This is a genomic window from Pseudoalteromonas denitrificans DSM 6059, from assembly GCF_900112265.1.
Taxonomy (GTDB): Bacteria; Pseudomonadota; Gammaproteobacteria; order Enterobacterales; family Alteromonadaceae; genus Pseudoalteromonas; species Pseudoalteromonas denitrificans.
In genome coordinates, this window is sequence record NZ_FOLO01000002.1 from 199,037 (window position 1) to 221,528 (window position 22,492).

Below are 22,492 nucleotides of genomic sequence, written 5' to 3' on the forward strand. Positions count from 1 at the left end.
ATTTTTTTACTAATGTGATCGTGTGACAAGTGCATTAAAATAATCTCCAGCGTCTTTTTTTCTGTTTATTGGTATAAACCCAGTGAACTTTAATACCCGCTCGTCCTGAAACTTGACCTGTTTTTGTATTTATCAATTCAAACTTTTGATTTTTTTCAGAATTAAATTCGTATTGAAATACACCTGATTTTTGGGCTGTCCAACATTGCATAATTTGTTTTTTATCGCTGCTACGTATGCAATAATTACCTACCGTGCTCTGTTTCCAATTTACGGAAATAGGTGCATAACAAGGACTGCCCTCACGAAGTGCAATGCATTTATTGGGTGTCACTGTAAAAGTATTGGCTGAACCATCGTTTATCTTTGCAAATGCCTCAAAGGGAAAGTGTACTAATAATAAACAAATATATAATTTGGATTTAAAATACATATCTTACGCCTACCTTGGCTTTATGTTGATAGCTTTGAGTGATAATTGGGCTATTTCCTATTGCCCCTGAAAACCAAGTTGATAATATGCCACTCATAAATACCCAATGCTCAGATAAAGGGTACTCAGCATGAAACTCGATCAAAGCACTAAAGCCGTTATCGGGCCTATATTGCGCTCTAAAGCTTCTTTCTTCCTCTGGACTAATGCCGTAATAGTATTGGGTAAACTTTTCAGAATAAATGTTAATACCTGCTGCAGTGCGAAACTCCCAGTTCTTCCAGATTTGTATACGGCTTATAAAAGAATTGAATAACCAGCTGTCATGAGCTCCTGAAATATCTTTTAACAGTTCAAAAGATACTTGAGTATCTTTAAAGCGACGAGATAAACGCATGCCTATGTTAAAGTCGTATTCTCTTGTGCTTATTCCTGCAAGATCAGGTTTTATATCATCATCATAATTATAACCACTTTCACTAAAACCTTTTTGAAAGTTGGTTCCAATAATATCAAGACCCCAGTCATATTTATCTATAAGGCTGTAACCTAATAAAAATGTACCACTGATTTGGGTATTGTCTAAATCTAAATAAAATTTGTTATATGATATCGCAAGGTTTAAATCTAACTCAAGTCCTTGTTCAAATGAGTCGGTACTGATTAAGTAGGAGTCTTGAATGAAATGACTGGCACCAAAGCTCCAATCCCAATCAAAACCTTGCGTTGGCTCTAGTTCATTATCAGCATAAAGTCGGTTACTCGCATTTGTTGTCATCGTGCTAAACAAAGCGATTAGACACATTAATGTGATGGTTATATTTTTTGATATATGCTTAAACATGGAAACCTTGCAACCGAATTCTATTTTTGACATGTGTTATTGTATTGTTAAACACTGTGTTGTAACTGTAAAAAATTGTAATTTTTTAATTTTGTTATTTTTTATTATAGACTTTTAATTTCTTCATCAGAATATTAACTAATAATTCACTGGAATTATGGGTTAATTTATCTACCTCTTCTTGTGTGCAAGCGCCTGATATTTTTTTTAATTTAGATGAGATATTCGAAATTTGATAGCTTGGCAATTGTGCCGGTGTATGTGCTCTTATAATTCTAGCTTCTTGAGTATTGTTAGCTGATACGAAAGCTTTTATTTCATCTTTATTTGTGATTTTTTCATGTATATTTAAGTGGTAATTCAAAGGCGTTAAAAGTTGGCTACTGTTCATAGTTGCTTGTGCAAACCAAATTACATCACCAGATTTTATATGCGTAAGTCGAAAACTAATGTTTGAGTTCATAGATGCACATGTTTTTAAATTGTACTTTTGCTGTAAATCATCATTGTTTAATGCATCTTTATTTGACAGTTGATAAGTTATTTTAGGTCCAGAGTGATGAGTTAACTTATTTAAAGTTAATTTATAGTCTCCTTTAGCATTGTTTTGAACAAGGGATAGATTCTTAGCCGATAATTTATTTTTGAGTATTTTTCTTAAATTGTAGTTAACTGGTGATTTTGATAAATCAAGTTCGACTGTTTGCAGTGGCGTTATCTTGTGTGCGGGTAACTGAACAGATTTTACTTTTGTTTCAGGAATCGCTTTTGAGTGCTTATTTTTATAAATTAAGGTGATATTCTTAGACTTTAATACTGGTTTACTTGGCATCGCTAATAATGGTGCAGGTGGAGTTATTAGCTGACAACCAGTTAATAAAAGAATGTAGCAAATCATTAGCATTAAGCGCATTGTGTTTCCTGTTTAAATAAGCTGAACCAAATTTCAGGCGCTAGTATATCTTAGTTAGGCTTAAGTTGCTTCTTTGGTGTGCCTGTTTGTAATTTGCCTATGCACATCATGTATTTGATGTGATAAAATTATCAGTGAATTCATATTATTTAGAGACTAAGATGCAGTACATTTTTGCATTGTTAATTGTAACAGCAAGTTTTTTTGCTCAAAGTACAACAGAGAACTGGAATAAACTAACAGGTTCTTATGTAAAACACTTAAAACAAGCACTTAATAAAAAATCGATCCCTGGTGCAGCACTATCTATTGTAAATACAAATTATGACTCAATTGCATTAGGGGTAGGTCAAACAAAAATAAAAAATGGTGAATCTATTACTGTTAATACACGATTCAGACTGGCCTCCATTTCAAAAACCTTTGCGGGTTCATTGACATCAAAACTTGCTGAGCAAGGTGCATTTTCACTTAATGACTCAGTTGAGAAATATTTACCAAATATCAAATTTTCAAATTTTGATGAGTCGCTTAAAATTTATCATTTGTTAAGTCATTCTAGTGGTTTAGTACCTAATGCTTATGATAATTTAATAGAATCAAGAATGAATTACCCCGATATTGTTAATAAACTAACCAGTGTCATGCCATTATGTATACCTGGAAGGTGCTATGGCTATCAGAATGTTATGTTTAGTTTGATTGGCGAGATAACAAAAAAAAGCACAGGTGTGAGCTATAGTGACTGGTTAAATAAAGCTATTTTTAAACCTTTAAATATGAAAAATGCCAGTATTGGTTTTGAAGCTATGGTTGCTGATAAACACTATGCACACCCTCATGTAAAAGGTCGAAAAAGATGGCACACGGCTAAACTTAAAAAAAATTATTATAAGGTTGAACCTGCAGCGGGAGTTAACGCCAGTGCATCTGATATGGTGCAGTGGCTAAAGGCACAGTTAGGTTCTTATCCACAAATATTGAACGATAAAACCTTAAAACAACAAATTTTTGGTTATACAAAAACAAAAAAAGAATTAAAACGCCGTATTTGGCGAGAGAAGTTAAAACAAGCTCATTACGGTTTAGGCTGGCGAATTTATGATTATGGTGGCGAGCAATTATATTATCATAGCGGTTGGGTTCAAGGGTACCGTGCTGATATTGTTGTGATCCCAAGGCTTAATATAGGTTTTAGCCTTATGCTTAATGCAGAAACTGGCTTGATAAATGAATTGACAACCGATTTTATTGATCGTGTACTTTTAGAATATAAAAATAAGGAAACCGCATGAAACGTTATTTATTAGTATTATGTTTTTTTAGCATTACTGCTTTTGCAGCACCGAATAAAATATTTTTGCTTCGTCATGCTGAAAAACAATCTGGGGAAAATCCAAGTTTAACTTTAGCAGGAAAAAAACGTGCGCTTTGGCTGGCTAATAAATTGAGTGAATATCAGCCAAACCTGCTCTTCAGTACAGATTATAATCGAACAAAAGAAACCTTAGCACCTTTAGCTAAAAATGAAAAAGTAGACGTTATTATTTACGATCCTAGAAAGTTAGCTGAATTCTCAAAACAATTAAAAGCACTAGAGGGGATCGTCGTTGTTGCGGGCCATAGTAATACAACACCTATGTTGGCGAATATGTTAACTGGAGAAAAATTTAGTCAATTTAATGAAATGCAATTTGATTCATACTTTGAAATAAATTTATTAAATCAAAGATACATTGCAGAAATCAAAAGTATGGGACTTAAATAGATGTGCCCATAAATTAAAAGGTTAGCGAGTGCTAACCTTTTAATTTAAAACTTATTTGCGAGGCAATTGTATTTTTTTATCTGGGCTTTGACGATATAATACAACGGTATGACCAATGGTATGTAATTTTTCAGCGCCTGTTTCACGAACAATTGCGTCAAAAATTAGTTTTTTAGTTTCACGGTCGTCAGTTGGAACTTTAACTTTAATTAATTCGTGTATCTCTAGAGCGCTTTGAATTTCTACAATTACACCCTCTGTAAGGCCGTTAGAACCTAGTAATACCACTGGCTTAAGGCTATGTGCCTCGCCTTTTAAAAATTGCTTTTGTTTATTTGATAATTTCATAATGTTACATTTTTCACTGGATAAAGCTTGAATTATGGGTATTCTACCGCCATCTAATGAATAATACTAATATGTTGGGTATTTTGTTAAATACTATAGTTGAGCAAGAAGATGACAAATAAAAAGCAGTCAGCCAGTTCGCAACGCTGGATGAAAGAGCATTTTGATGACCATTACGTGAATGAAGCTAAAAAAAGAGGGTTCAGATCGCGTGCTGTATTTAAGCTTGAAGAGCTGCAGCAAAAAGATAAACTAATCAAAACAGGTTTTACAGTGGTTGACTTGGGAGCAGCCCCAGGAGGTTGGTCGCAATACTGTGTTGAACATGCAGGAATGGATGGCACTGTAATAGCGTGTGATATCTTGCCAATGGACCCTATAGCAGGCGTTGATTTTTTACAAGGCGATTTTAGAGAAGAAAAAGTGCTTGATGCATTGTTAACAAGAATCGATGGAAAAAATGTTGATTTGGTCTTATCTGATATGGCACCAAATTTTAGTGGTAACTTGTCTGTAGATCAGTCTGGTAGTATGTATCTAGTTGAGTTAGCTTTAGATATGTGTAATCAAGTATTAAAGAAAAATGGAGGTTTTGCAGTAAAAGTATTCCAAGGCGAAGGCTTTGAGCAATTTGTAAAAGATGTAAGAGCATGTTTCAAAACGGTCAAAATTAGAAAACCTGACTCATCAAGAGCACGTTCAAGAGAAGTATATGTAGTAGCTACGGGCTACAAACTGTAGTACATTAAGATATTATACTATAGTAATTTTAATTTAATTGGAAACAAGAGGTTAACTTCTTGAGTGATATGGCAAAAAATCTAATACTTTGGTTAGTCATCGCCGTTGTTTTGATGTCGGTGTTTCAAAGCTTTAATCCAGGTGATCGCTCAGATCGCCAGATGAGCTATTCTCAGTTCGTATCAGATGTACGAACTAAAGCAGTGCGTGAAGTTCAGGTAGATCGTACACAAGGCATCATTACTGGTATCAAAGGTAATGGCGATCGCTTTGAAACAGTTGTGCCTATGCATGATGATGATTTATTAAATGACTTATTGAAAAATGGTGTGAATGTTGTAGGAAAGCTTCCTGAGGAACAGTCTTTCTTAGCGAGTATCTTTATCTCTTGGTTCCCTATGTTACTACTTATTGGTGTATGGATTTTCTTCATGCGTCAAATGCAAGGTGGTGGTGGTAAAGGGGCTATGTCATTTGGTAAAAGTAAAGCTCGCTTAATGAGTGAAGACCAAATTAAAGTTACCTTTAAAGATGTTGCTGGTTGTGATGAAGCAAAAGAAGACGTGACTGAAATGGTCGACTTCTTACGTGACCCAGCTAAATATCAAAAGTTAGGTGGCAGCATTCCAAAAGGTGTTTTAATGGTTGGACCGCCAGGAACGGGTAAAACCTTGTTAGCTAAAGCTGTTGCTGGTGAAGCAAAAGTACCTTTCTTTGCAATTTCAGGTTCTGATTTTGTTGAAATGTTTGTTGGTGTAGGTGCATCACGTGTTCGAGATATGTTTGAACAGGCTAAAAAAGCAGCGCCTTGTATTATATTTATTGATGAAATTGATGCCGTTGGTCGCCAGCGTGGTGCAGGTATGGGTGGTGGTCATGATGAACGTGAGCAAACACTTAATCAAATGTTAGTAGAAATGGATGGTTTCGAGGGTAATGAAGGAATTATCGTTATCGCTGCAACTAACCGTCCAGATGTGTTAGATCCCGCATTACTTCGTCCTGGTCGTTTTGATCGTCAGGTTGTTGTTGGTTTACCTGATATTCGTGGTCGTGAGCAAATAGTTAAAGTTCATATGCGAAAAGTGCCATTAGGTGATGATGTTAAAGCTGAAGTCATTGCACGTGGTACACCTGGTTTTTCTGGTGCTGATCTAGCAAATTTAGTCAATGAAGCCGCATTATTTGCCGCACGAAATAATAAACGTGTTGTAAATATGGCTGAGTTTGATGCTGCAAAAGATAAAATCATGATGGGCGCAGAGCGCAAATCTATGGTTATGAGTGAAGAAGAAAAAGAAATGACGGCTTATCATGAAGCCGGACATGCAATTGTTGGTCGCTTAGTACCAGACCATGATCCTGTTTATAAAGTATCAATTATTCCGCGTGGTCGTGCACTTGGTGTAACTATGTATTTACCAGAAAAAGATCGTGTAAGTCATTCTAAGCGTTTATTAGAGTCGATGATCTCAAGTCTTTATGGTGGTCGTATTGCAGAAGATATCATTTATGGTTCAGATCGTGTTTCAACTGGAGCTTCTAATGATATTGAACGTGCCACTGATATTGCACGTAAAATGGTTACTCAATGGGGCTTAAGCGATAAACTAGGGCCACTTCTTTATGCTAAAGAAGAAGGTGAAGTTTTCTTGGGTCGTACATCAGCACAATCTAATAGTATGTCGGCAGATACTGCTCAGTTAATTGATGCAGAAATTAGAGACTTTTCCGATCGAAACTATCTAAGAGCAGAGCAGATATTAAAAGATAATATTGATATTCTACATGCCATGAAAGATTGTTTAATGACATATGAAACCATAGATGCAGGTCAAATTGATGATCTAATGGATAGGAAGCCTGTTAGAGAGCCAAGAGATTTACATGATCAGAAACCTAATTCTGATGATAAAAAATCAGATAACTCAGATAAGCCTGAAATTAAGGAAGAACCTGAGAAAAAAGATGAATCTAAGCTTGATGATGCAGAGCAAAAATCTGTAGAATAACAAACTTAATAAGCCCCGAATTATCGGGGTTTTTTAATGAACTTGCTACGTATATTTATTAATGCAACCATATGGCGTTTTTATGAGTTAAGTTATATATTAATTTTTATCTAACTTAATATACACTTGTAGAAAATGACGTAGCTAAACTTATAAAATGTTCCGATTTTGATATGAAGCTCTGTATAGTGAGTTTGTTTCGCAAGGAACTTTGTTCGCAATGATGTGAATTATGTCTATTTTAAAACTACCAAGAGGCCGAGAGCTTAATCTTAGCCAGCCGCAAGTAATGGCGGTTCTTAATGTTACTCCTGATTCTTTTTCTGATGGTGGTAGCTACACAAGTTATGATAACGCTGTCAAATCAGCGTTAAACATGCTGAAATTAGGTGCTTCAATTATAGATGTCGGTGGAGAATCTACACGCCCCGGAGCTCCAGATGTATCTGAAGAAGAGGAATTAAAACGTGTTATCCCCGTTATAACTTCACTTAGAAAGAAATCAAACTGCGTTATTTCAATCGATACCAGTAAAGCTGAGGTAATGTCTCAAGCTGTAGCAGCAGGTGCTGATATTATAAATGATGTAAGAGCGTTACAAGAACCTAACGCGCTAAAAACTGCAGCTGGCTTGGGTGTGCCTGTATGTCTGATGCATATGCAGGGCCAGCCTAGAACAATGCAAGACTCCCCCACTTATGAAAATTTAATTGATGATATTAATTACTTTTTCAAGCAAAGAATTAATGAGTGTGAAGAGTTTGGTATAAACCGAAGCCAAATTATATTAGATCCTGGTTTTGGTTTTGGTAAGACGTTATCACATAATTATGAGATTTTACAAAAACTTGAATCATTTAAAACCTTAGGTTGCAATGTACTTGCGGGACTTTCACGTAAATCTATGATTGGAAATTTGCTAAATAGAAATGCGAACGAAAGATTAGCTGGTTCATTAGCTGGTGCATTAATCGCTGCACAAAAAGGTGCAAAAATAATTAGAGTACATGATGTTGCACAAACATCAGATGTACTGAGAGTATGGCAAGCTTGTGAACAAGGCTTGCACAATATAGGAAAAATTAATGTCTGATAGAAAGTATTTTGGTACCGATGGAGTACGTGGTTTAGTTGGTGAGTTTCCGATCACACCAAAATTTGCGCTTAAATTAGGCTGGGCTGCTGGTAAAGTACTAGCTAAGTCTGGTACTCAAAAGGTCATTATCGGTAAAGATACGCGTATTTCTGGTTATTTACTTGAAACGTCTTTGGAAGCTGGTTTAATTGCTGCTGGAATTGATGTTGTACTGTTGGGGCCAATGCCAACGCCTGCTGTGGCATATCTAACAGAAACTTTCAGGGCTGAAGCAGGTATAGTGATCAGCGCTTCTCACAACCCTTATTATGATAATGGTATTAAGTTCTTTTCAAGTAAAGGGCTTAAGCTGGATGATAAAGTTGAACTTGAAATGGAAGCCATGTTAGATGAAAAAATGACATGTGTCTCATCTGAACAGTTAGGTAAAGCTAAGCGGTTAGATAATGCTGACGGTCGTTATATTGAGTTCTGTAAAAGTCAGTTTCCACAAACTTTATCGCTAGATGGTTTAAAAGTGGTTGTTGATTGTGCAAATGGTGCAACATATCACATAGCCCCATCGGTATTAGAAGAGTTAGGCGCAGAAGTCATCACATACGCTTGTGAACCTGATGGCATAAACATTAATGAAAAATGTGGTGCAACGCATGTTGAAGCTTTAGTTCGTAAAGTTTTAGAAACTAAAGCGGATGTCGGCATTGCTTATGATGGTGATGGTGACCGTGTAATGATGGTTGATCACAAAGGCCGTGTTTTTGATGGTGATGATATTGTTTATATTACTGCTTGTCAGGCTTTTGAAACCAATACATTAGGCGGAGGTGTTGCTGGCACTGTTATGTCTAATATGGGACTTGAGAATGCTTTAAAAGAAAAAGGCATTGAATTTGAGCGTTCTAAAGTGGGCGATCGTTATGTGATGGAGTTACTGAAAGAGAAAGGTTGGAAGATAGGCGGTGAAAGCTCTGGCCATATATTGAATTTAGATTTGACATCAACAGGCGACGGTATCATCTCAAGTTTACAAATTTTAGCAGCCATGATAGCGCAAAATAAAACCTTAGAAGATCTAGGTAAAGGGTTTGTTAAGTACCCAATGAATATGATTAATGTACGTTACCCTAAAGGAACAGATCCAACAATTAACCCTGAAGTGATACAAGCGGTTCAAGAAGTTGAGGAGATGTTGGCAGGAAAAGGTCGGGTATTATTAAGGAAATCAGGTACAGAACCTGTGATCAGAGTAATGGTTGAAGCTGAACATGAAAAACAGGTTTTCGATTATTCAAAGAAAATCGCAGAAGTTGTTGAATCTGTGAGCAATCAAGACGTTTAAGCTTGATAATGACTTGAAACAACGGGCGAGTCACGTTAAAATTCGCCCGCTTTATTTATTGGAACTTAAAAAGAGGCTGAAATGGCATCACGTAAACCAATGGTCGCTGGCAACTGGAAAATGAATGGCTCTGTAGAGTTAATTACTACCATGGCTGATACATTGAAAAACGCGTCAAATAATAAAATTGATGTACTTATTTTTCCTCCGTTCCCGCTTTTATCTAAAGCATTAGAGGCTGACATTGTTGCAGGTTCTCAAACTGTATCTCATGAAGATGCAGGCGCATTTACAGGTGAAGTAGATGCAAAGCTAGTTTTTGAACTAGGTTGTAAATATACATTAGTAGGTCACTCTGAAAGACGTAGTATTTATGGCGAATCTAATGATGTTGTCGCTCTTAAATTTGAAAAAGCGCAAGAGAATAAGCTTATTCCAATTCTATGTGTAGGCGAAAGCGAAACACAAAGAGAACAAGGATTAACCGAATCTGTTGTTGCAGAGCAGCTAAATGTAGTAATAGATAAATTAGGTGTAGCGGCACTGGTTAATTCTGTGATAGCATACGAACCCGTTTGGGCCATAGGCACAGGTAAGACAGCTTCACCCAAACAAGCACAAGAAGTGCACAAATTTATAAGAAACAAAATTGCTGCTTTAGATATGTCTATCGCAGAAAATATTACACTTCTATATGGTGGAAGTGTAAATGACCAGAATAGCGAATTGTTATTTGCACAAGCAGATATAGATGGTGGTCTGATTGGTGGCGCAAGCCTAAAACCTGACGCTTTTTTAAGTATTTGTAATAGTGCCCAAAGGAACGCATAAAATGTACGAAATATTTTTAGTAGTTTATTTAATTACCGCATTAGCCTTAATTGGTATGGTTTTAATCCAACAAGGTAAAGGCGCAGACATGGGCTCATCATTTGGAGCTGGCGCATCAGCAACCGTATTTGGTTCAAGTGGTGCTGGCAACTTTATGACTAAAACAACCACTGTTTTAGCAAGTGCATTTTTTGTTTTAAGTATTATTTTAGGTAACTTAACTGCTGGTCAAATTAAGAAAACGGATGAATGGTCTGATTTATCACCTGTACCAGCGGTTGAAACTTTAGTTGCGCCAGGTGCTGAAGATGTACCAAAATCAACTGAAAATAAAGGTTCTGATGTTCCAAAATAGCCTTTAGGAAAGATATGCGGATGTGGTGGAATTGGTAGACACGCAGCCTTGAGGGGGCTGTGCTTTAGGGCGTGGGGGTTCAAGTCCCCCCATCCGCACCATTACAAATAAAAACCAGTTTAGAAATAAACTGGTTTTTTTGTGTTTGTATTTATCAAAGATTCGCTTTTGTGGTAAAAACAGTATAATACGCTTAATCAGTTACATAAATTCTAGAGTCAAAAAATGACACAATCTATCATTAACAAAATAAAATCAAGTATCGCAACGGTACCTAACTACCCAAAACAAGGGATCATGTTTCGTGATGTTACGACATTAATGTCAGATCCTGATGCTTTCACTGCTGTAATTGACTTATTTGTTGATAAATATAAAAATAAAGGTTTTACAAAAATTATAGGCACCGAAGCACGAGGTTTTATATTTGGTGCACCTTTATCATACGCATTAGGGATCCCTTTTGTACCGGTGAGAAAACCAGGGAAATTACCAAGAGCTGTAACCAGTCAAGCATACCAATTAGAATATGGTGAAGATATTTTAGAATTACACACTGATGCTATTGTTGCCGATGACAAAGTATTATTAGTTGATGACTTATTAGCAACAGGTGGCACAATTGAAGCTACCTTTAAACTAGTAGAGCGATTAGGTGGTCAAGCGACTGATGCAGCTTTTGTTGTTTCTTTACCTGAGTTGGGTGGTGAAAAAAGAATAGAAAAATTAGGTATTGAAGTATTAAAGCTGGTTGAGTTTGAAGGCGAATAGACGTAGTCGATTTAAGGGTAATTAATACATGAGTTATCAGGTTCTTGCGCGAAAATGGCGACCACAAAACTTTCATCAGTTAGTTGGTCAAAGTCATGTCAAACAAGCTTTAATTAATGGCCTTGAACAAAAAAGGTTACATCATGCATATTTATTTACTGGTACTCGTGGTGTTGGTAAAACAACAATTGCCCGGATTTTCTCTAAAAGCTTAAACTGTGAACAAGGGATCACGGCAGAACCATGTGGTGTTTGTTCAACTTGTTTAGATATAGAAGAAGGTAGATATATTGATTTACTTGAAATTGATGCTGCTTCTCGTACAAAAGTTGAAGATACACGTGAAATATTAGATAACGTACAATATGCGCCTTCAAGAGGGCGTTATAAAGTTTATTTAATAGATGAAGTGCACATGCTATCTAAGCATAGTTTTAATGCCTTACTTAAAACTTTAGAAGAACCGCCGGAGCATGTGAAGTTTTTACTAGCAACAACCGATCCTCAAAAACTACCCGTTACCATTTTATCTCGTTGCTTACAGTTTAATTTAAGTGCGTTAACGTTAAATGAAATTCAAAAACAGTTAGAAACAATATTAAATAAAGAGCGACTTACCTTTGAATTAGAAGCTCTAAAACTATTAGCAAAAGCTGCCGATGGCAGTATGCGAGATGCGCTTAGTCTAACGGATCAAGCAATTGCACAAACTAATGGATTACTTGAAACCCAACCCATAATGCAAATGTTAGGGTTAATCGATATCAGTTGGTCACAAAAATTGTTTGTTGCCATTTTATGTCAAGATGGTGAAACTCTGTTGGAGGTTGTATCTCAACTTGCTTTACATAATCCGAACTATAAAAGCGTGCTTGATGATTTACTTGCTTTGACTCATTTGGTTTTAATGACTCAATTGGTACCATCAGCTGCTAAACTAGATGAAAATAACGAAATTTTTATTAGTGAAGTTGCTGAGCAAAGCAATGCTGAACAAATACAGATTTATTATCAACTGCTCCTTAATGGTAAAAAAGATTTATTATGGGCCCCTGAAGCAAAGCTCGGTTTTGAAATGGTCTTACTACGTCTATTAGCATTTGAGCCGTTATCAATTACAAGGCAAAATGTAAATATAGAAAGAACGAGTCAAAAACCCGGTAATAAAATGGCTAGTTTGAGACAATTACTGAACACTCCTAAGGTCGAAAAAAAAAGTGATTTAGTTGTCGAACCTGATATAAATACTCTAAAATCTAGTCCAGATGTGGTGAATAAAAATCATGATAATTTAGCTACAAAACTTACTAATACAAGGATTCAAAATGATGTAGGTAACAACAGCCTAAATGCAGAGGAACTACAAAATAGTTCAGAAGCTGAAGTTAATACGCAAATGTTAGATGTATTAAATGAAGCTCAAACGCTATTGCAGCCTCAAAGTTTAAATGTTGAAGAAAATATGAATGGTGCTCAATTTAATGCTAGTTTAGAAGAAGAATATACTTCAGTTGAAAAAAGTCGCATAAACTTAGAGTCTCACAAAACGAGTGCAAATATTCCAATGCAAGATAATGTGCTTGCTATAGAAAATGTGCCATCAATAACAGAAAAAACAGAAAAGAAAGAAGTCAATTCAGAGCTACCAAATGTCACTCGTATGATGTCTGGTGCACAATCAGCAATAGCTAGGATTTTGGCTAATCGTAATGTTTCAGGAACTGGCAAACTTTCAACACCTTCAAAAAATAGCCAGAACGAAACTTCGCATCTTGATGACACATTACAAAAGCACGATCAAAAAAAAAGAGAATCCCAAAAAGGTAGTCAAGTATCGAATGTAATCAAAAGTGAGGATACTCCTAAAAAACCACCAATCAAAACAAAAACTCTCGAGCGTATAAAGTCCGATCCTTCAAACTTAGCACCTGAATTATTAATTCAGATAGCAGGAGATAAAAATAAAAGTGAAGACGTTTTTGTTCAGGAAGTCGAAGTACCTGATGGTTTTGAAAGCCCCCTCAGTAATGTGAAGTTTGCATATCAACAAGATCATTGGGCTGATGTTATTAATAATATGCAGCTTGGCGGACGAATTCGTCAGTTTGCATTACATGCCACATATCAAAAACAAGATAATTTGGTTTCATTGAATGTTGATATGTCGCAGCAGCACTTAGATAGTCAAAATATGCGCGACCAACTTCAAATGAGCTTATCTAAAATATTAAATGAAGAAATTAATTTACAAGTACAGTTTGAAGGGCAAGTTGAAAACTCACCTTATTTAATTCAACAAAATATTGATGTAAATAGATTACAACACGCTATTGAGGTTTTAAAGCAAGACCCGGTTGTATCTCAATTTTTAACACGTTTTAATGCTCAAATGGATGAAACAAGCGTACGTACTCGATAGATTTTGATAGGATGCGGCTTTAACATCTTTAAGTATTTTAATGATAGTGTATATTTAAACTTGTAATCAGTAGCAGAAATCCTTATCTTTTGCTCAGTTTGAATTTAGTTAATTGTAATAGAGAGTAGAGAATATGTTTAAAGGCGGAATGGGCAACATGATGAAGCAAGCGCAGCAAATGCAAGACCGCATGCAAAAAGCCCAAGAAGAAATTGCAAAAATGGAAGTTGTTGGCGAAGCTGGCGCAGGTTTAGTTAAAGTAACTATGTTAGGTAATCATAATGTTCGTCGCGTTGATATTGATGAAAGCCTAATGGAAGACGAAAAAGATATGATTGAAGATTTAGTTGCAGCTGCAATTAACGACGCCGTTCGTCGAGTTGAAGAACAAAGTCAAGAAAGGATGAGTAAAGTAACAGGTGGAATGCAAATGCCGCCAGGTATGAAAATGCCGTTCTAAAATAGTTGAATGAATACAGGTTGCATCGATGTTAATCTGTATTCGAGCTGTTTTTATTGTAAAAACAAATCATATGTACCCAACCAGATTATAAAAATAACTTTCTGCATATTTATATTCCACTCTTAAAGAGCTAACACAATGAAATTATCTGCAAGCCTTTCTCAATTAATCGATGCTTTACGTTGTTTGCCTGGTATCGGTCCAAAATCGGCACAAAGGATTGCTTTTCACTTATTAGAAAGAGATAGAAATGGCGGTAGTCAATTAGGGCGTTCATTAACTAAAGCAATGGATAAAATTGGTCATTGTCAATCTTGTCGTACTTTTTGTGAAGAAGCTATTTGTGATTTATGCCAAAACGTCAAACGAATTGATTCGGGATTATTATGTGTTGTGGAATCACCTTCTGATATTTTGGCGATAGAGCAAACGGGTCAATATGTAGGGCGATATTTTGTGTTAATGGGGCATCTTTCACCACTTGACGGTATAGGCCCGAATGAAATTGGCTTAGATCAGTTGGATAATCTATTAATAACCAGTGACGTAAAGGAAGTTATTTTAGCAACTAATCCAACTATTGAAGGTGAGACAACCGCGCATTTTATCGCTGAACTTTGTCAAAAAAACCAGGTGGAAGCTTCACGTATCGCCCATGGAGTCCCTGTTGGAGGTGAGCTTGATTTGGTTGATGGAATGACATTATCCCATGCATTTAATGGTCGTAAAGTGGTTTAAGTATCGTGCATATAAATATTTTAATTTAATCTTAAAAATATGATGTTCAAAGGTTGCTAAATAAGCTGCGGGAAATTATAATCCCTGCCATCATAATGCGGTGTAGAATAAATTAGCTTTTGCTTACTATTCTTTGAGTAGAAATGGATGGCTTAAATACTCCCGCAACCAAGCCATTACTTAGGTAATGATGGTTATGGCGCATTCAGGTAATGCGCATTTTGCGTTTAAATCATTTTTTGATTTTTTTGATATGACTTTTATATCACGCAAGCCCTTATGGGCACACATTTTTATGCTCCAGGTGTGCGCCCCTAAGTTAAGGGGCGTAGTTGTTTCTGGAACATAATAAAACTTAGTTATATTAAATAAGTGATAGCAGTTATTTAATGTAATTAAATATTATGGGCATTATGCCCTTTTTTGTTTGTATGGAGGAACTTGTGACAAAGCTAGAACAAGATTTAACAGCAATGTTAGAACCTGCCGTCGAAGCGATAGGTTTTGAATTGTTAGGCCTGGAGTTTGTTCGAGCTGGCCAGCATTCTACTTTGCGTGTATATATCGAAAATATACAAAATGCAGAGGGGATCACGGTTGATAATTGTGCTGATGTAAGTCGTCAAATAAGTGCAATCTTAGATGTCGAAGACCCAATAACAAATGAATATAACTTGGAAGTATCTTCTCCTGGAGTAGATCGTCCACTGTTTAAGTTTAAGCATTATGAAAAAGCTCTGGGTGAAGAAGTTCGTTTAAAAACAAAACTTCCACAAGACGGTCGCCGCAACTTTAAAGGCGATTTAGTATCAGTTGAAGGTGATATGTTGACATTATCTATTGATGGTTCTGATTATTTAATCATGCTAGGTAATGTCGAAAAAGCAAACATTATTGCTAAATTTTAACTGCTAAATTTTAACTGCTAAATATAAATTTGAGCACAAAGGAATAAGGCAGCGAGGAATATAAAATGGCAAAAGAGATATTATTGGTAGCTGAAGCTGTTTCCAATGAAAAAGCAGTCCCTAAAGAAAAAATTTTTGAAGCTTTAGAAATTGCTTTAGCAACGGCAACAAAGAAAAAACATGAAGGTGATATAGAAGTAAGGGTAAGCATCGACCGAAAAACTGGTGAGTATGATACTTTTCGTCGTTGGATGGTTGTTGAAGCAAACCAAGAAACGGGCGTTTTAGAAAACCCGTATAAAGAGATAACAGTTGAAGCTGCGCAATTTGATGAGCCTGAAATCCAAATAGGTGAATATGTTGAAGATCAAATAGATTCAATTAAATTTGACCGTGTAACAACGCAAACAGCAAAGCAAGTTATTGTTCAAAAAGTAAGAGAAGCTGAACGTGCTTTAGTTGTTGAGGCATATCAAGACCAAGTTGGTGAAATGGTAACGGGTGTTGTTAAAAAAGCAACACGTGAAGCTGTTATGTTAGATTTAGGTAATAATGCTGAAGCGGTAATCTACCGTGACGATATGTTACCTCGTGAAAACTTCCGCCCGGGTGACCGAGTACGTGGTTTACTTTACGAAGTAAAACCTGAAGCGCGTGGTGCACAATTATTTGTAACACGTTCAAAACCTGAAATGCTGATTGAATTATTCCGCATTGAGGTGCCAGAAGTTGGCGAAGAAACTATAGATATTAAGGCTGGTGCACGTGATCCTGGTTCTCGTGCAAAAATTGCTGTTAAATCTAACGACAAACGTATTGACCCAGTTGGTGCGTGTGTTGGTATGCGTGGTGCACGAGTTCAAGCTGTTTCTACAGAGCTTGGTGGTGAGCGTATTGATATCGTTTTATATGATGATAATCCCGCACAATTTGTTATTAATGCAATGGCACCAGCTGAAGTCGCTTCAATCGTAATGGATGAAGATACTCACTCTATGGATATTGCGGTTGAATCAGATAACTTAGCACAAGCTATTGGTCGTAATGGCCAGAATATTCGTTTAGCGACTCAACTTACTGGTTGGGAACTAAATGTAATGACGGTTGATGACATGGCTGAGAAAAACCAAGCTGAATCAGATAAGTTAATGTCTTTATTTACTGAAAACTTAGATTTAGATGAAGATTTTGCCACTTTACTAATTGAAGAAGGTTTCTCTTCATTAGAAGAAGTTGCTTATATTCCAGTTGCAGAATTTATGGAAATTGGTGACTTAGACGAAGAAACAGTTGAAGAACTGCGTAACCGTGCAAAAGCAGCTATCACCACAAAAGCATTAGCATCAGAAGAATCTTTAGAGGACGCACATCCTGCTGAAGATTTATTAGCCCTTGAAGGCTTAGAAAAACATTTAGCATTTGTTATGGCAAGTAAAGGTGTAATTACCTTAGAAGATTTGGCAGAACAAGGCATTGATGAATTAGTAGAAATTACAGAGCTTCCTGATGAAGAAGCTGGCAAGCTAATAATGGCTGCACGTAATATATGCTGGTTCGCTAACGAATAATTTATTGACGGAGATAACAAGTAGATGGCAGATGTAAGCATAGAGAAGCTAGCCAGTGATATAGGCACAACTGTTGATAAATTAGTTAAACAGTTAGCACAAGCGGGTATCAATAAATCAGAAAGTGAAAGCGTTTCTGATACTGAAAAAACGACCCTTTTGGACCACCTTAATAAGCAACATGGTGGCACAGGTACGGCTGAACCAGCAAAAATGACTTTACAACGTAAAAGTAAAAGTACTTTAAACGTTAAAGGTAAAAAATCAGTTCAAGTTGAAGTTCGTAAAAAACGTACATATGCTAAAAAGAGCGCAGTACAAGAACAACAACAAGAACAAGCTCGTAAAGATGCTGAAGCATTGCAAAGACGTTTAGCTGAACGTGCGGCTGAAAAAGTAGCAACAATTAAAGCTGAAGAAAATGCAGAATTAGTTGCTAAGCAAAAAGCAAACCCTGAAGCTGCTGCAAAACTAAAGCATGAAGCAGAAGTTAAAGCAAAGCAAGAAGCAAAAGAAAAAGCACTAGCTGCTCGTAAAGCTGCCGCACAGCCTAAGAAGGTTGTAAGTAAAGAAGAAGCACAGCGTATTGCTAAAGAGCGTCAAGAAGCACAGCGTATTCAAAATATAGCTGATGAAACAGCACGCAAAAAAGCAGAAGAGGAAGGTAAAAAGCTATCTGAAGAAGCTCGTAAACTAGCAGAAGAAAATGCTGCTCGTTGGAAAGCTGAAGAAGCAGCACGTAAAAAAGCAGAAGCAACTGCTGATTTACATGTAACAACTTCTAATGCTGCACGTGCCGCTGAAGATGAAACTGAAGCGAAAGAAGCTAAAAGTGATCGTCGTCGTAAGAAGAAAAAACCAGCTACCACAACGACTTTACGTGGTAAAGGGCGTGGTCAAAAAGCAAAATTAAAAGCACCAACTTCTTTACAGCATGGCTTTACTAAACCAACTGGCGAAGTTAAAGCAAAAGATGTTCGAATCAGTGAAACTATCAGCGTTGCAGATTTAGCAGACAGAATGTCAGTTAAAGGTGTTGAAGTTGTTAAAGCAATGATGAAAATGGGTGATATGGTTACAATTAACCAAATCATTGACCAAGAAACTGCACAACTTGTTGCAGAAGAAATGGGTTTCAAAGTTGTTCTTGTGAAAGAAAATGAATTGGAAACAAATGTGCTTGCTGATCGTGGTGAAGCAGGTAATAAAGAGTCTCGAGCTCCAGTTGTTACTGTTATGGGTCACGTTGACCATGGTAAAACTTCAACACTTGATTATATCCGAAAAGCTAAAGTTGCTGATGGTGAAGCTGGTGGTATTACACAGCATATTGGTGCATACCATGTAGATACAGAAAATGGCATGATCACTTTCTTAGATACTCCTGGTCATGCCGCATTTACATCAATGCGTGCTCGTGGTGCTAAAGCAACTGACATCGTAGTACTTGTTGTTGCTGCAGATGATGGCGTAATGCCACAAACAGTAGAAGCGGTACAGCATGCTAAAGCTGCTGAAGTACCTCTTATTATTGCTGTTAATAAAATTGATAAAGAAGGCGCTGATCCAGATCGCGTTAAAAATGAACTTTCTCAACATGATGTTATACCTGAAGAATGGGGTGGTGATGTACCATTTGTTCACATTTCAGCTAAAACAGGTGAAAATGTTGACGCTTTATTAGAGCAAATCTTGCTACAGTCAGAAGTTTTAGAGCTTACAGCATCTAAAGAAGGTATGGCTGCAGGTGTTGTAATTGAGTCACGCCTAGATAAAGGTCGTGGTCCAGTTGCTTCAGTTCTGATTCAAGAAGGTACCTTGAAAAAAGGTGATATCGTTTTATGTGGTCAAGAGTATGGCCGCGTTCGTGCTATGCGCGACGAAAATGGTAAAGATATCACTGAAGCAGGCCCAGCGATTCCAGTTGAAATCTTAGGATTATCTGGTATTCCAGCTGCAGGTGATGAAGCGACAGTTGTTAAAGATGAGAAAAAAGCACGTGAAGTAGCACTTTACCGTCAAGGTAAATTCCGTGATGTTAAACTTGCTCGTCAGCAAAAAGCCAAACTTGAAAATATGTTTGCAAATATGACTGCAGGCGATATTTCTGAAGTTAATGTTGTACTTAAAGCTGATGTTCAAGGTTCAATTGAAGCAATCTCTGATTCTTTACAAAGATTATCAACAGATGAAGTTAAGGTTAAGATTGTAGGTACTGGTGTAGGTGGGATCACTGAAACAGATGCAACGCTTGCAGCAGCTTCAAATGCAATCGTCGTTGGTTTCAACGTGCGTGCTGATGCTTCAGCGCGTAAAGTAATTGAAAATGAGAACCTAGATTTACGTTACTACAGTGTAATTTACGCCTTGATTGAAGAAGTTAAACAAGCGATGTCTGGTATGTTAGCACCAGAATTCAAGCAAGAGATCATTGGTTTAGCACAAGTTCGTGATGTATTTAAATCTCCTAAGATTGGTGCTATCGCAGGTTGTATGGTTACTGAAGGTACAATTAAACGTAGTAATCCAATTCGCGTATTACGTGATAATGTGGTTATTTACGAAGGTGAGCTTGAGTCTCTTCGTCGCTTTAAAGATGATGTTCAAGAAGTTCGTAACGGTATGGAATGTGGTATCGGCGTTAAGAACTATAATGACGTTAAAGTGGGTGATCAGATTGAAGTATTTGAAATTGTTGAAGTTCAGCGTTCGCTATAACTTTTAATAATTTATAAATTAATTAATGGGGGCTTTAGCCCCCATTCGTATTTTAGAATATTTAAAATATTGTGCTTAAACAGCCAAAATTTTAATTAATTAAAGAGTGATAAAATGAGAGAGTTTTCTCGTACTGATCGCGTAAGTCAGTCTATTCAAAAAGAAATAGCACTAATTTTACAAAGAGAAATAAAAGATCCACGTTTAGGTTTTGTAACAGTATCTGCTGTTGAAGTATCTCGTGATTTATCTTACGCAAGAATCTTTATAACTATCCTAGATCAGAAAGATGAAGATAGTGCAAAACAGAGTGTAGCAATATTAAATGATGCAACAGGTTATATACGTTCAGTTTTAGGTAAACGTATTCGCGCACGTATCATGCCTGAATTGAAATTTGTATTAGATACATCATTAATGGAAGGAATGCGTATTTCTAACTTAGTTGAAACGGCGGTGCGTACCGATAATGAAAGACGTAATGATGATGACGTTAGCAATAATGAAAATATCGCAGATAACAGCGAAGATAGTTCAACAGAGCAAGAGTAATAGGTTTTAGAAGATGGCAAGAAGGTCTAAAGGTCGCCCTATAAATGGAGTTTTATTATTAAATAAACAAGAAGGGCTTTCCTCTAACAATGTTTTACAACGCGCAAAAGGAATTTATTATGCCCAAAAAGCAGGGCATACTGGAGCACTTGATCCATTAGCAACAGGCATGCTGCCTATCTGTTTTGGTGAGGCAACTAAGTTTTCACAGTTTCTATTAGATACAGATAAGACTTATGTTGTTAGAGCGAAATTAGGCGTCCGTACAACAACCTCAGATTCCCAAGGTGATGTTGTTTGTGAAAAACCAGTATCAGTAACACACTCTCAGATAGAAGATGCCATAAAAACATTCATTGGTATCTCTGATCAATATCCATCTATGTATTCAGCATTAAAATATGAAGGTCGACCTTTATATAAATATGCCAGAGAAGGCATAGAAGTTCCTAGGAAATGTAGGGAAATAAATGTATTTAGTCTGACTTTTGATGAGTTCGATAGCGAAACCAATGAAATCCAAATGACGGCACATGTGAGTAAAGGTACTTATATTAGAACGATTGTTGATGATTTAGGTGAGTTGCTAGGATGTGGAGCTCATGTAATTATGTTGCATCGATCAAAAGTAGGTAATTATCCAAGTGATCAAATGGTTACTTTAGATCAAATACAGGAATTACTTGATCGTGGTAAAACAAATGAGTCTGATAAAAGAGAACAAATATCTCCAGATGCATACATTGTTTTAGATTCATTATTATTGCCTATGGATACTGCTGTTGCGGATCTTGAAGAAGTGAATATTAGCGTGGAAGACGGGCAGTTTTTTGCAAATGGTCGCAGTATTATTGTGAATAATTTACCAAATGGTGTGGTAAGAGTCACAGCTGGCAGTGATAAAATATTTATTGGAGTAGGTGAAAAAAATGATAAAGGTGAATTAAAAGCTAAGCGCACTTTAGAAAGTTTACAACCTAAATGAATATTAACTTCATAGGATAATTTGAATCTATTTACGTTTTAGAATTAATTATCTGCGCGGTCAATAAAATATTTGCAGGCAGGTATCTAAACCCGTATAATCTCGCCCGAATCGTTTTTGCTGAATTAGTGATCGGCTTAAACACCCTAAGTACTTTTTTAATTAAAAGTCTAAAATTTAAATTTATTGGAGTTACATATGTCACTAAGTACTCAAGAAACTGCTGAAATCATTGCTAAATTTGCACGCGCTGAAGGTGATACTGGTTCACCAGAAGTTCAAGTTGCATTATTAACACATGATATCAACAAGCTTCAAGGCCATTTCAAAAGCCACATACATGATTTCCATTCTCGTCGTGGTCTTCTACGTAAAGTTAGCCAACGTCGTAAACTTCTTGATTACCTTAAAGGTAAAAAAGTAGAGTCTTACAAAGCGTTAATCCAAGAGCTTGGCCTACGTCGTTAATTCGATGCTAAGATTTTGATTAAAAAAAGAGGCTTTTAGCCTCTTTTTTTATGGCTGTTTATTACTATAGTGTGTTTTGTAAAGTATACTAAGCGCGGATACCAATTGTAGTAGTTAATTGATCTTAAAATTTATGAAACTTATAAGCCAAATTTGAGTTTCAAAAGTACAATTAACTACTGGAATTGGTACTTAAAGCAAAACTACAATTTCATACTTATT

Annotated in this window: 22 protein-coding genes and 1 tRNA gene; 19 read left to right on the top strand and 4 right to left on the bottom strand. The window is 36.4% G+C overall.

Translation table 11 applies throughout. The features are described from left to right. Nucleotides 1-34: 34 nt before the first annotated feature. The 3 genes from BM088_RS02370 to BM088_RS02380 form a co-directional block, all read right to left on the bottom strand. Nucleotides 35-433, bottom strand: coding sequence for a DUF3019 domain-containing protein (locus tag BM088_RS02370; RefSeq protein ID WP_091979532.1), 399 nt, complete (start codon nucleotides 431-433; stop codon nucleotides 35-37). Beyond that, entirely contained in the window at nucleotides 423-1,277 is an 855-nt protein-coding gene (locus BM088_RS02375; RefSeq protein ID WP_091979535.1) for a MipA/OmpV family protein, read from the bottom strand. The genes BM088_RS02370 and BM088_RS02375 overlap by 11 nt, the downstream gene beginning before the upstream one ends. Nucleotides 1,278-1,371: 94 nt before the next feature. After that, nucleotides 1,372-2,190: a hypothetical protein gene (locus BM088_RS02380; RefSeq protein ID WP_091979538.1), complete on the bottom strand. Its 819-nt coding sequence runs from the start codon at nucleotides 2,188-2,190 to the stop codon at nucleotides 1,372-1,374. A 161-nt stretch (nucleotides 2,191-2,351) separates the two neighbouring features. Between BM088_RS02380 and BM088_RS02385 the strand changes: the two genes are divergently transcribed. Both BM088_RS02385 and BM088_RS02390 read left to right on the top strand, forming a co-directional pair. Next, a complete protein-coding gene (locus BM088_RS02385; protein ID WP_091979541.1) occupies nucleotides 2,352-3,485 on the top strand; it encodes a serine hydrolase domain-containing protein in 1,134 nt (377 codons plus the stop codon). Further along, nucleotides 3,482-3,958: a SixA phosphatase family protein gene (locus BM088_RS02390; protein WP_091979544.1), complete on the top strand. Its 477-nt coding sequence runs from the start codon at nucleotides 3,482-3,484 to the stop codon at nucleotides 3,956-3,958. Before BM088_RS02385 ends, BM088_RS02390 begins: the two co-directional genes overlap by 4 nt. Nucleotides 3,959-4,009: 51 nt before the next feature. Here the strand turns inward: BM088_RS02390 and yhbY are convergent, their stop codons facing one another. Then, entirely contained in the window at nucleotides 4,010-4,306 is a 297-nt protein-coding gene (yhbY, locus tag BM088_RS02395; RefSeq protein WP_091979546.1) for a ribosome assembly RNA-binding protein YhbY, read from the bottom strand. A gap of 111 nt (nucleotides 4,307-4,417) precedes the next feature. Between yhbY and rlmE the strand changes: the two genes are divergently transcribed. From rlmE to rpsO, 17 genes are all read left to right on the top strand, one after another. Beyond that, the gene (gene rlmE / locus BM088_RS02400) at nucleotides 4,418-5,047 is read left to right on the top strand and encodes a 23S rRNA (uridine(2552)-2'-O)-methyltransferase RlmE (RefSeq protein ID WP_091979547.1); all 630 of its coding nucleotides are present in this window, start codon (nucleotides 4,418-4,420) and stop codon (nucleotides 5,045-5,047) included. 68 nt (nucleotides 5,048-5,115) lie between these two features. Continuing rightward, nucleotides 5,116-7,059, top strand: a complete 1,944-nt coding sequence (gene ftsH / locus BM088_RS02405; RefSeq protein ID WP_091979678.1) for an ATP-dependent zinc metalloprotease FtsH — start codon at nucleotides 5,116-5,118, stop codon at nucleotides 7,057-7,059. 232 nt (nucleotides 7,060-7,291) lie between these two features. After that, a complete protein-coding gene (folP, locus tag BM088_RS02410; RefSeq protein ID WP_425439262.1) occupies nucleotides 7,292-8,152 on the top strand; it encodes a dihydropteroate synthase in 861 nt (286 codons plus the stop codon). Then, a complete protein-coding gene (glmM, locus tag BM088_RS02415) occupies nucleotides 8,145-9,494 on the top strand; it encodes a phosphoglucosamine mutase (RefSeq protein ID WP_091979553.1) in 1,350 nt (449 codons plus the stop codon). The genes folP and glmM overlap by 8 nt, the downstream gene beginning before the upstream one ends. 81 nt (nucleotides 9,495-9,575) lie before the next feature. Then, entirely contained in the window at nucleotides 9,576-10,325 is a 750-nt protein-coding gene (tpiA, locus tag BM088_RS02420; protein WP_091979555.1) for a triose-phosphate isomerase, read from the top strand. Between the two features lies 1 nt (nucleotide 10,326). Then, nucleotides 10,327-10,680 (top strand): preprotein translocase subunit SecG, encoded by a 354-nt coding sequence (gene secG, locus BM088_RS02425; protein ID WP_091979557.1) that lies wholly within the window; start codon nucleotides 10,327-10,329, stop codon nucleotides 10,678-10,680. Nucleotides 10,681-10,696: 16 nt separating this feature from the next. Beyond that, a tRNA-Leu gene (locus BM088_RS02430) sits at nucleotides 10,697-10,781 on the top strand. Nucleotides 10,782-10,905: 124 nt separating this feature from the next. Continuing rightward, nucleotides 10,906-11,451: an adenine phosphoribosyltransferase gene (gene apt / locus BM088_RS02435; protein WP_091979559.1), complete on the top strand. Its 546-nt coding sequence runs from the start codon at nucleotides 10,906-10,908 to the stop codon at nucleotides 11,449-11,451. A gap of 28 nt (nucleotides 11,452-11,479) precedes the next feature. Next, nucleotides 11,480-13,870: a DNA polymerase III subunit gamma/tau gene (dnaX, locus tag BM088_RS02440; protein WP_091979561.1), complete on the top strand. Its 2,391-nt coding sequence runs from the start codon at nucleotides 11,480-11,482 to the stop codon at nucleotides 13,868-13,870. A gap of 133 nt (nucleotides 13,871-14,003) precedes the next feature. Continuing rightward, nucleotides 14,004-14,330, top strand: a complete 327-nt coding sequence (locus BM088_RS02445) for a YbaB/EbfC family nucleoid-associated protein (protein ID WP_091979563.1) — start codon at nucleotides 14,004-14,006, stop codon at nucleotides 14,328-14,330. Nucleotides 14,331-14,471: 141 nt separating this feature from the next. Next, nucleotides 14,472-15,071, top strand: a complete 600-nt coding sequence (recR, locus tag BM088_RS02450; protein WP_091979565.1) for a recombination mediator RecR — start codon at nucleotides 14,472-14,474, stop codon at nucleotides 15,069-15,071. Nucleotides 15,072-15,514: 443 nt separating this feature from the next. After that, nucleotides 15,515-15,979, top strand: a complete 465-nt coding sequence (rimP, locus tag BM088_RS02455) for a ribosome maturation factor RimP (RefSeq protein ID WP_091979567.1) — start codon at nucleotides 15,515-15,517, stop codon at nucleotides 15,977-15,979. Between the two features lie 65 nt (nucleotides 15,980-16,044). Next, the gene (gene nusA / locus BM088_RS02460; RefSeq protein ID WP_091979569.1) at nucleotides 16,045-17,547 is read left to right on the top strand and encodes a transcription termination factor NusA; all 1,503 of its coding nucleotides are present in this window, start codon (nucleotides 16,045-16,047) and stop codon (nucleotides 17,545-17,547) included. 24 nt (nucleotides 17,548-17,571) lie between these two features. After that, a complete protein-coding gene (infB, locus tag BM088_RS02465) occupies nucleotides 17,572-20,265 on the top strand; it encodes a translation initiation factor IF-2 (RefSeq protein WP_091979571.1) in 2,694 nt (897 codons plus the stop codon). 114 nt (nucleotides 20,266-20,379) lie between these two features. Further along, complete coding sequence (gene rbfA, locus BM088_RS02470; RefSeq protein ID WP_091979573.1) at nucleotides 20,380-20,817, top strand: 30S ribosome-binding factor RbfA; 438 nt, start codon at nucleotides 20,380-20,382, stop codon at nucleotides 20,815-20,817. 13 nt (nucleotides 20,818-20,830) lie between these two features. Continuing rightward, nucleotides 20,831-21,802, top strand: a complete 972-nt coding sequence (gene truB, locus BM088_RS02475) for a tRNA pseudouridine(55) synthase TruB (RefSeq protein ID WP_091979575.1) — start codon at nucleotides 20,831-20,833, stop codon at nucleotides 21,800-21,802. A gap of 198 nt (nucleotides 21,803-22,000) precedes the next feature. Further along, entirely contained in the window at nucleotides 22,001-22,270 is a 270-nt protein-coding gene (rpsO, locus tag BM088_RS02480; RefSeq protein ID WP_091979576.1) for a 30S ribosomal protein S15, read from the top strand. Nucleotides 22,271-22,492 lie beyond the last annotated feature (222 nt).

Excerpts from the sequence above, each read along its gene's own strand:
- BM088_RS02370 (WP_091979532.1), bottom strand. The coding sequence starts at position 433 with ATGTATTTTAAATCCAAATTATATATTTGTTTATTATTAGTACACTTT.
- BM088_RS02375 (WP_091979535.1), bottom strand. The coding sequence starts at position 1,277 with ATGTTTAAGCATATATCAAAAAATATAACCATCACATTAATGTGTCTA.
- BM088_RS02380 (WP_091979538.1), bottom strand. The coding sequence starts at position 2,190 with ATGCGCTTAATGCTAATGATTTGCTACATTCTTTTATTAACTGGTTGT.
- BM088_RS02385 (WP_091979541.1), top strand. The coding sequence starts at position 2,352 with ATGCAGTACATTTTTGCATTGTTAATTGTAACAGCAAGTTTTTTTGCT.
- BM088_RS02390 (WP_091979544.1), top strand. The coding sequence starts at position 3,482 with ATGAAACGTTATTTATTAGTATTATGTTTTTTTAGCATTACTGCTTTT.
- yhbY (WP_091979546.1), bottom strand. The coding sequence starts at position 4,306 with ATGAAATTATCAAATAAACAAAAGCAATTTTTAAAAGGCGAGGCACAT.
- rlmE (WP_091979547.1), top strand. The coding sequence starts at position 4,418 with ATGACAAATAAAAAGCAGTCAGCCAGTTCGCAACGCTGGATGAAAGAG.
- ftsH (WP_091979678.1), top strand. The coding sequence starts at position 5,116 with ATGGCAAAAAATCTAATACTTTGGTTAGTCATCGCCGTTGTTTTGATG.
- folP (WP_425439262.1), top strand. The coding sequence starts at position 7,292 with ATGTCTATTTTAAAACTACCAAGAGGCCGAGAGCTTAATCTTAGCCAG.
- glmM (WP_091979553.1), top strand. The coding sequence starts at position 8,145 with ATGTCTGATAGAAAGTATTTTGGTACCGATGGAGTACGTGGTTTAGTT.
- tpiA (WP_091979555.1), top strand. The coding sequence starts at position 9,576 with ATGGCATCACGTAAACCAATGGTCGCTGGCAACTGGAAAATGAATGGC.
- secG (WP_091979557.1), top strand. The coding sequence starts at position 10,327 with ATGTACGAAATATTTTTAGTAGTTTATTTAATTACCGCATTAGCCTTA.
- apt (WP_091979559.1), top strand. The coding sequence starts at position 10,906 with ATGACACAATCTATCATTAACAAAATAAAATCAAGTATCGCAACGGTA.
- dnaX (WP_091979561.1), top strand. The coding sequence starts at position 11,480 with ATGAGTTATCAGGTTCTTGCGCGAAAATGGCGACCACAAAACTTTCAT.
- BM088_RS02445 (WP_091979563.1), top strand. The coding sequence starts at position 14,004 with ATGTTTAAAGGCGGAATGGGCAACATGATGAAGCAAGCGCAGCAAATG.
- recR (WP_091979565.1), top strand. The coding sequence starts at position 14,472 with ATGAAATTATCTGCAAGCCTTTCTCAATTAATCGATGCTTTACGTTGT.
- nusA (WP_091979569.1), top strand. The coding sequence starts at position 16,045 with ATGGCAAAAGAGATATTATTGGTAGCTGAAGCTGTTTCCAATGAAAAA.
- infB (WP_091979571.1), top strand. The coding sequence starts at position 17,572 with ATGGCAGATGTAAGCATAGAGAAGCTAGCCAGTGATATAGGCACAACT.
- rbfA (WP_091979573.1), top strand. The coding sequence starts at position 20,380 with ATGAGAGAGTTTTCTCGTACTGATCGCGTAAGTCAGTCTATTCAAAAA.
- truB (WP_091979575.1), top strand. The coding sequence starts at position 20,831 with ATGGCAAGAAGGTCTAAAGGTCGCCCTATAAATGGAGTTTTATTATTA.
- rpsO (WP_091979576.1), top strand. The coding sequence starts at position 22,001 with ATGTCACTAAGTACTCAAGAAACTGCTGAAATCATTGCTAAATTTGCA.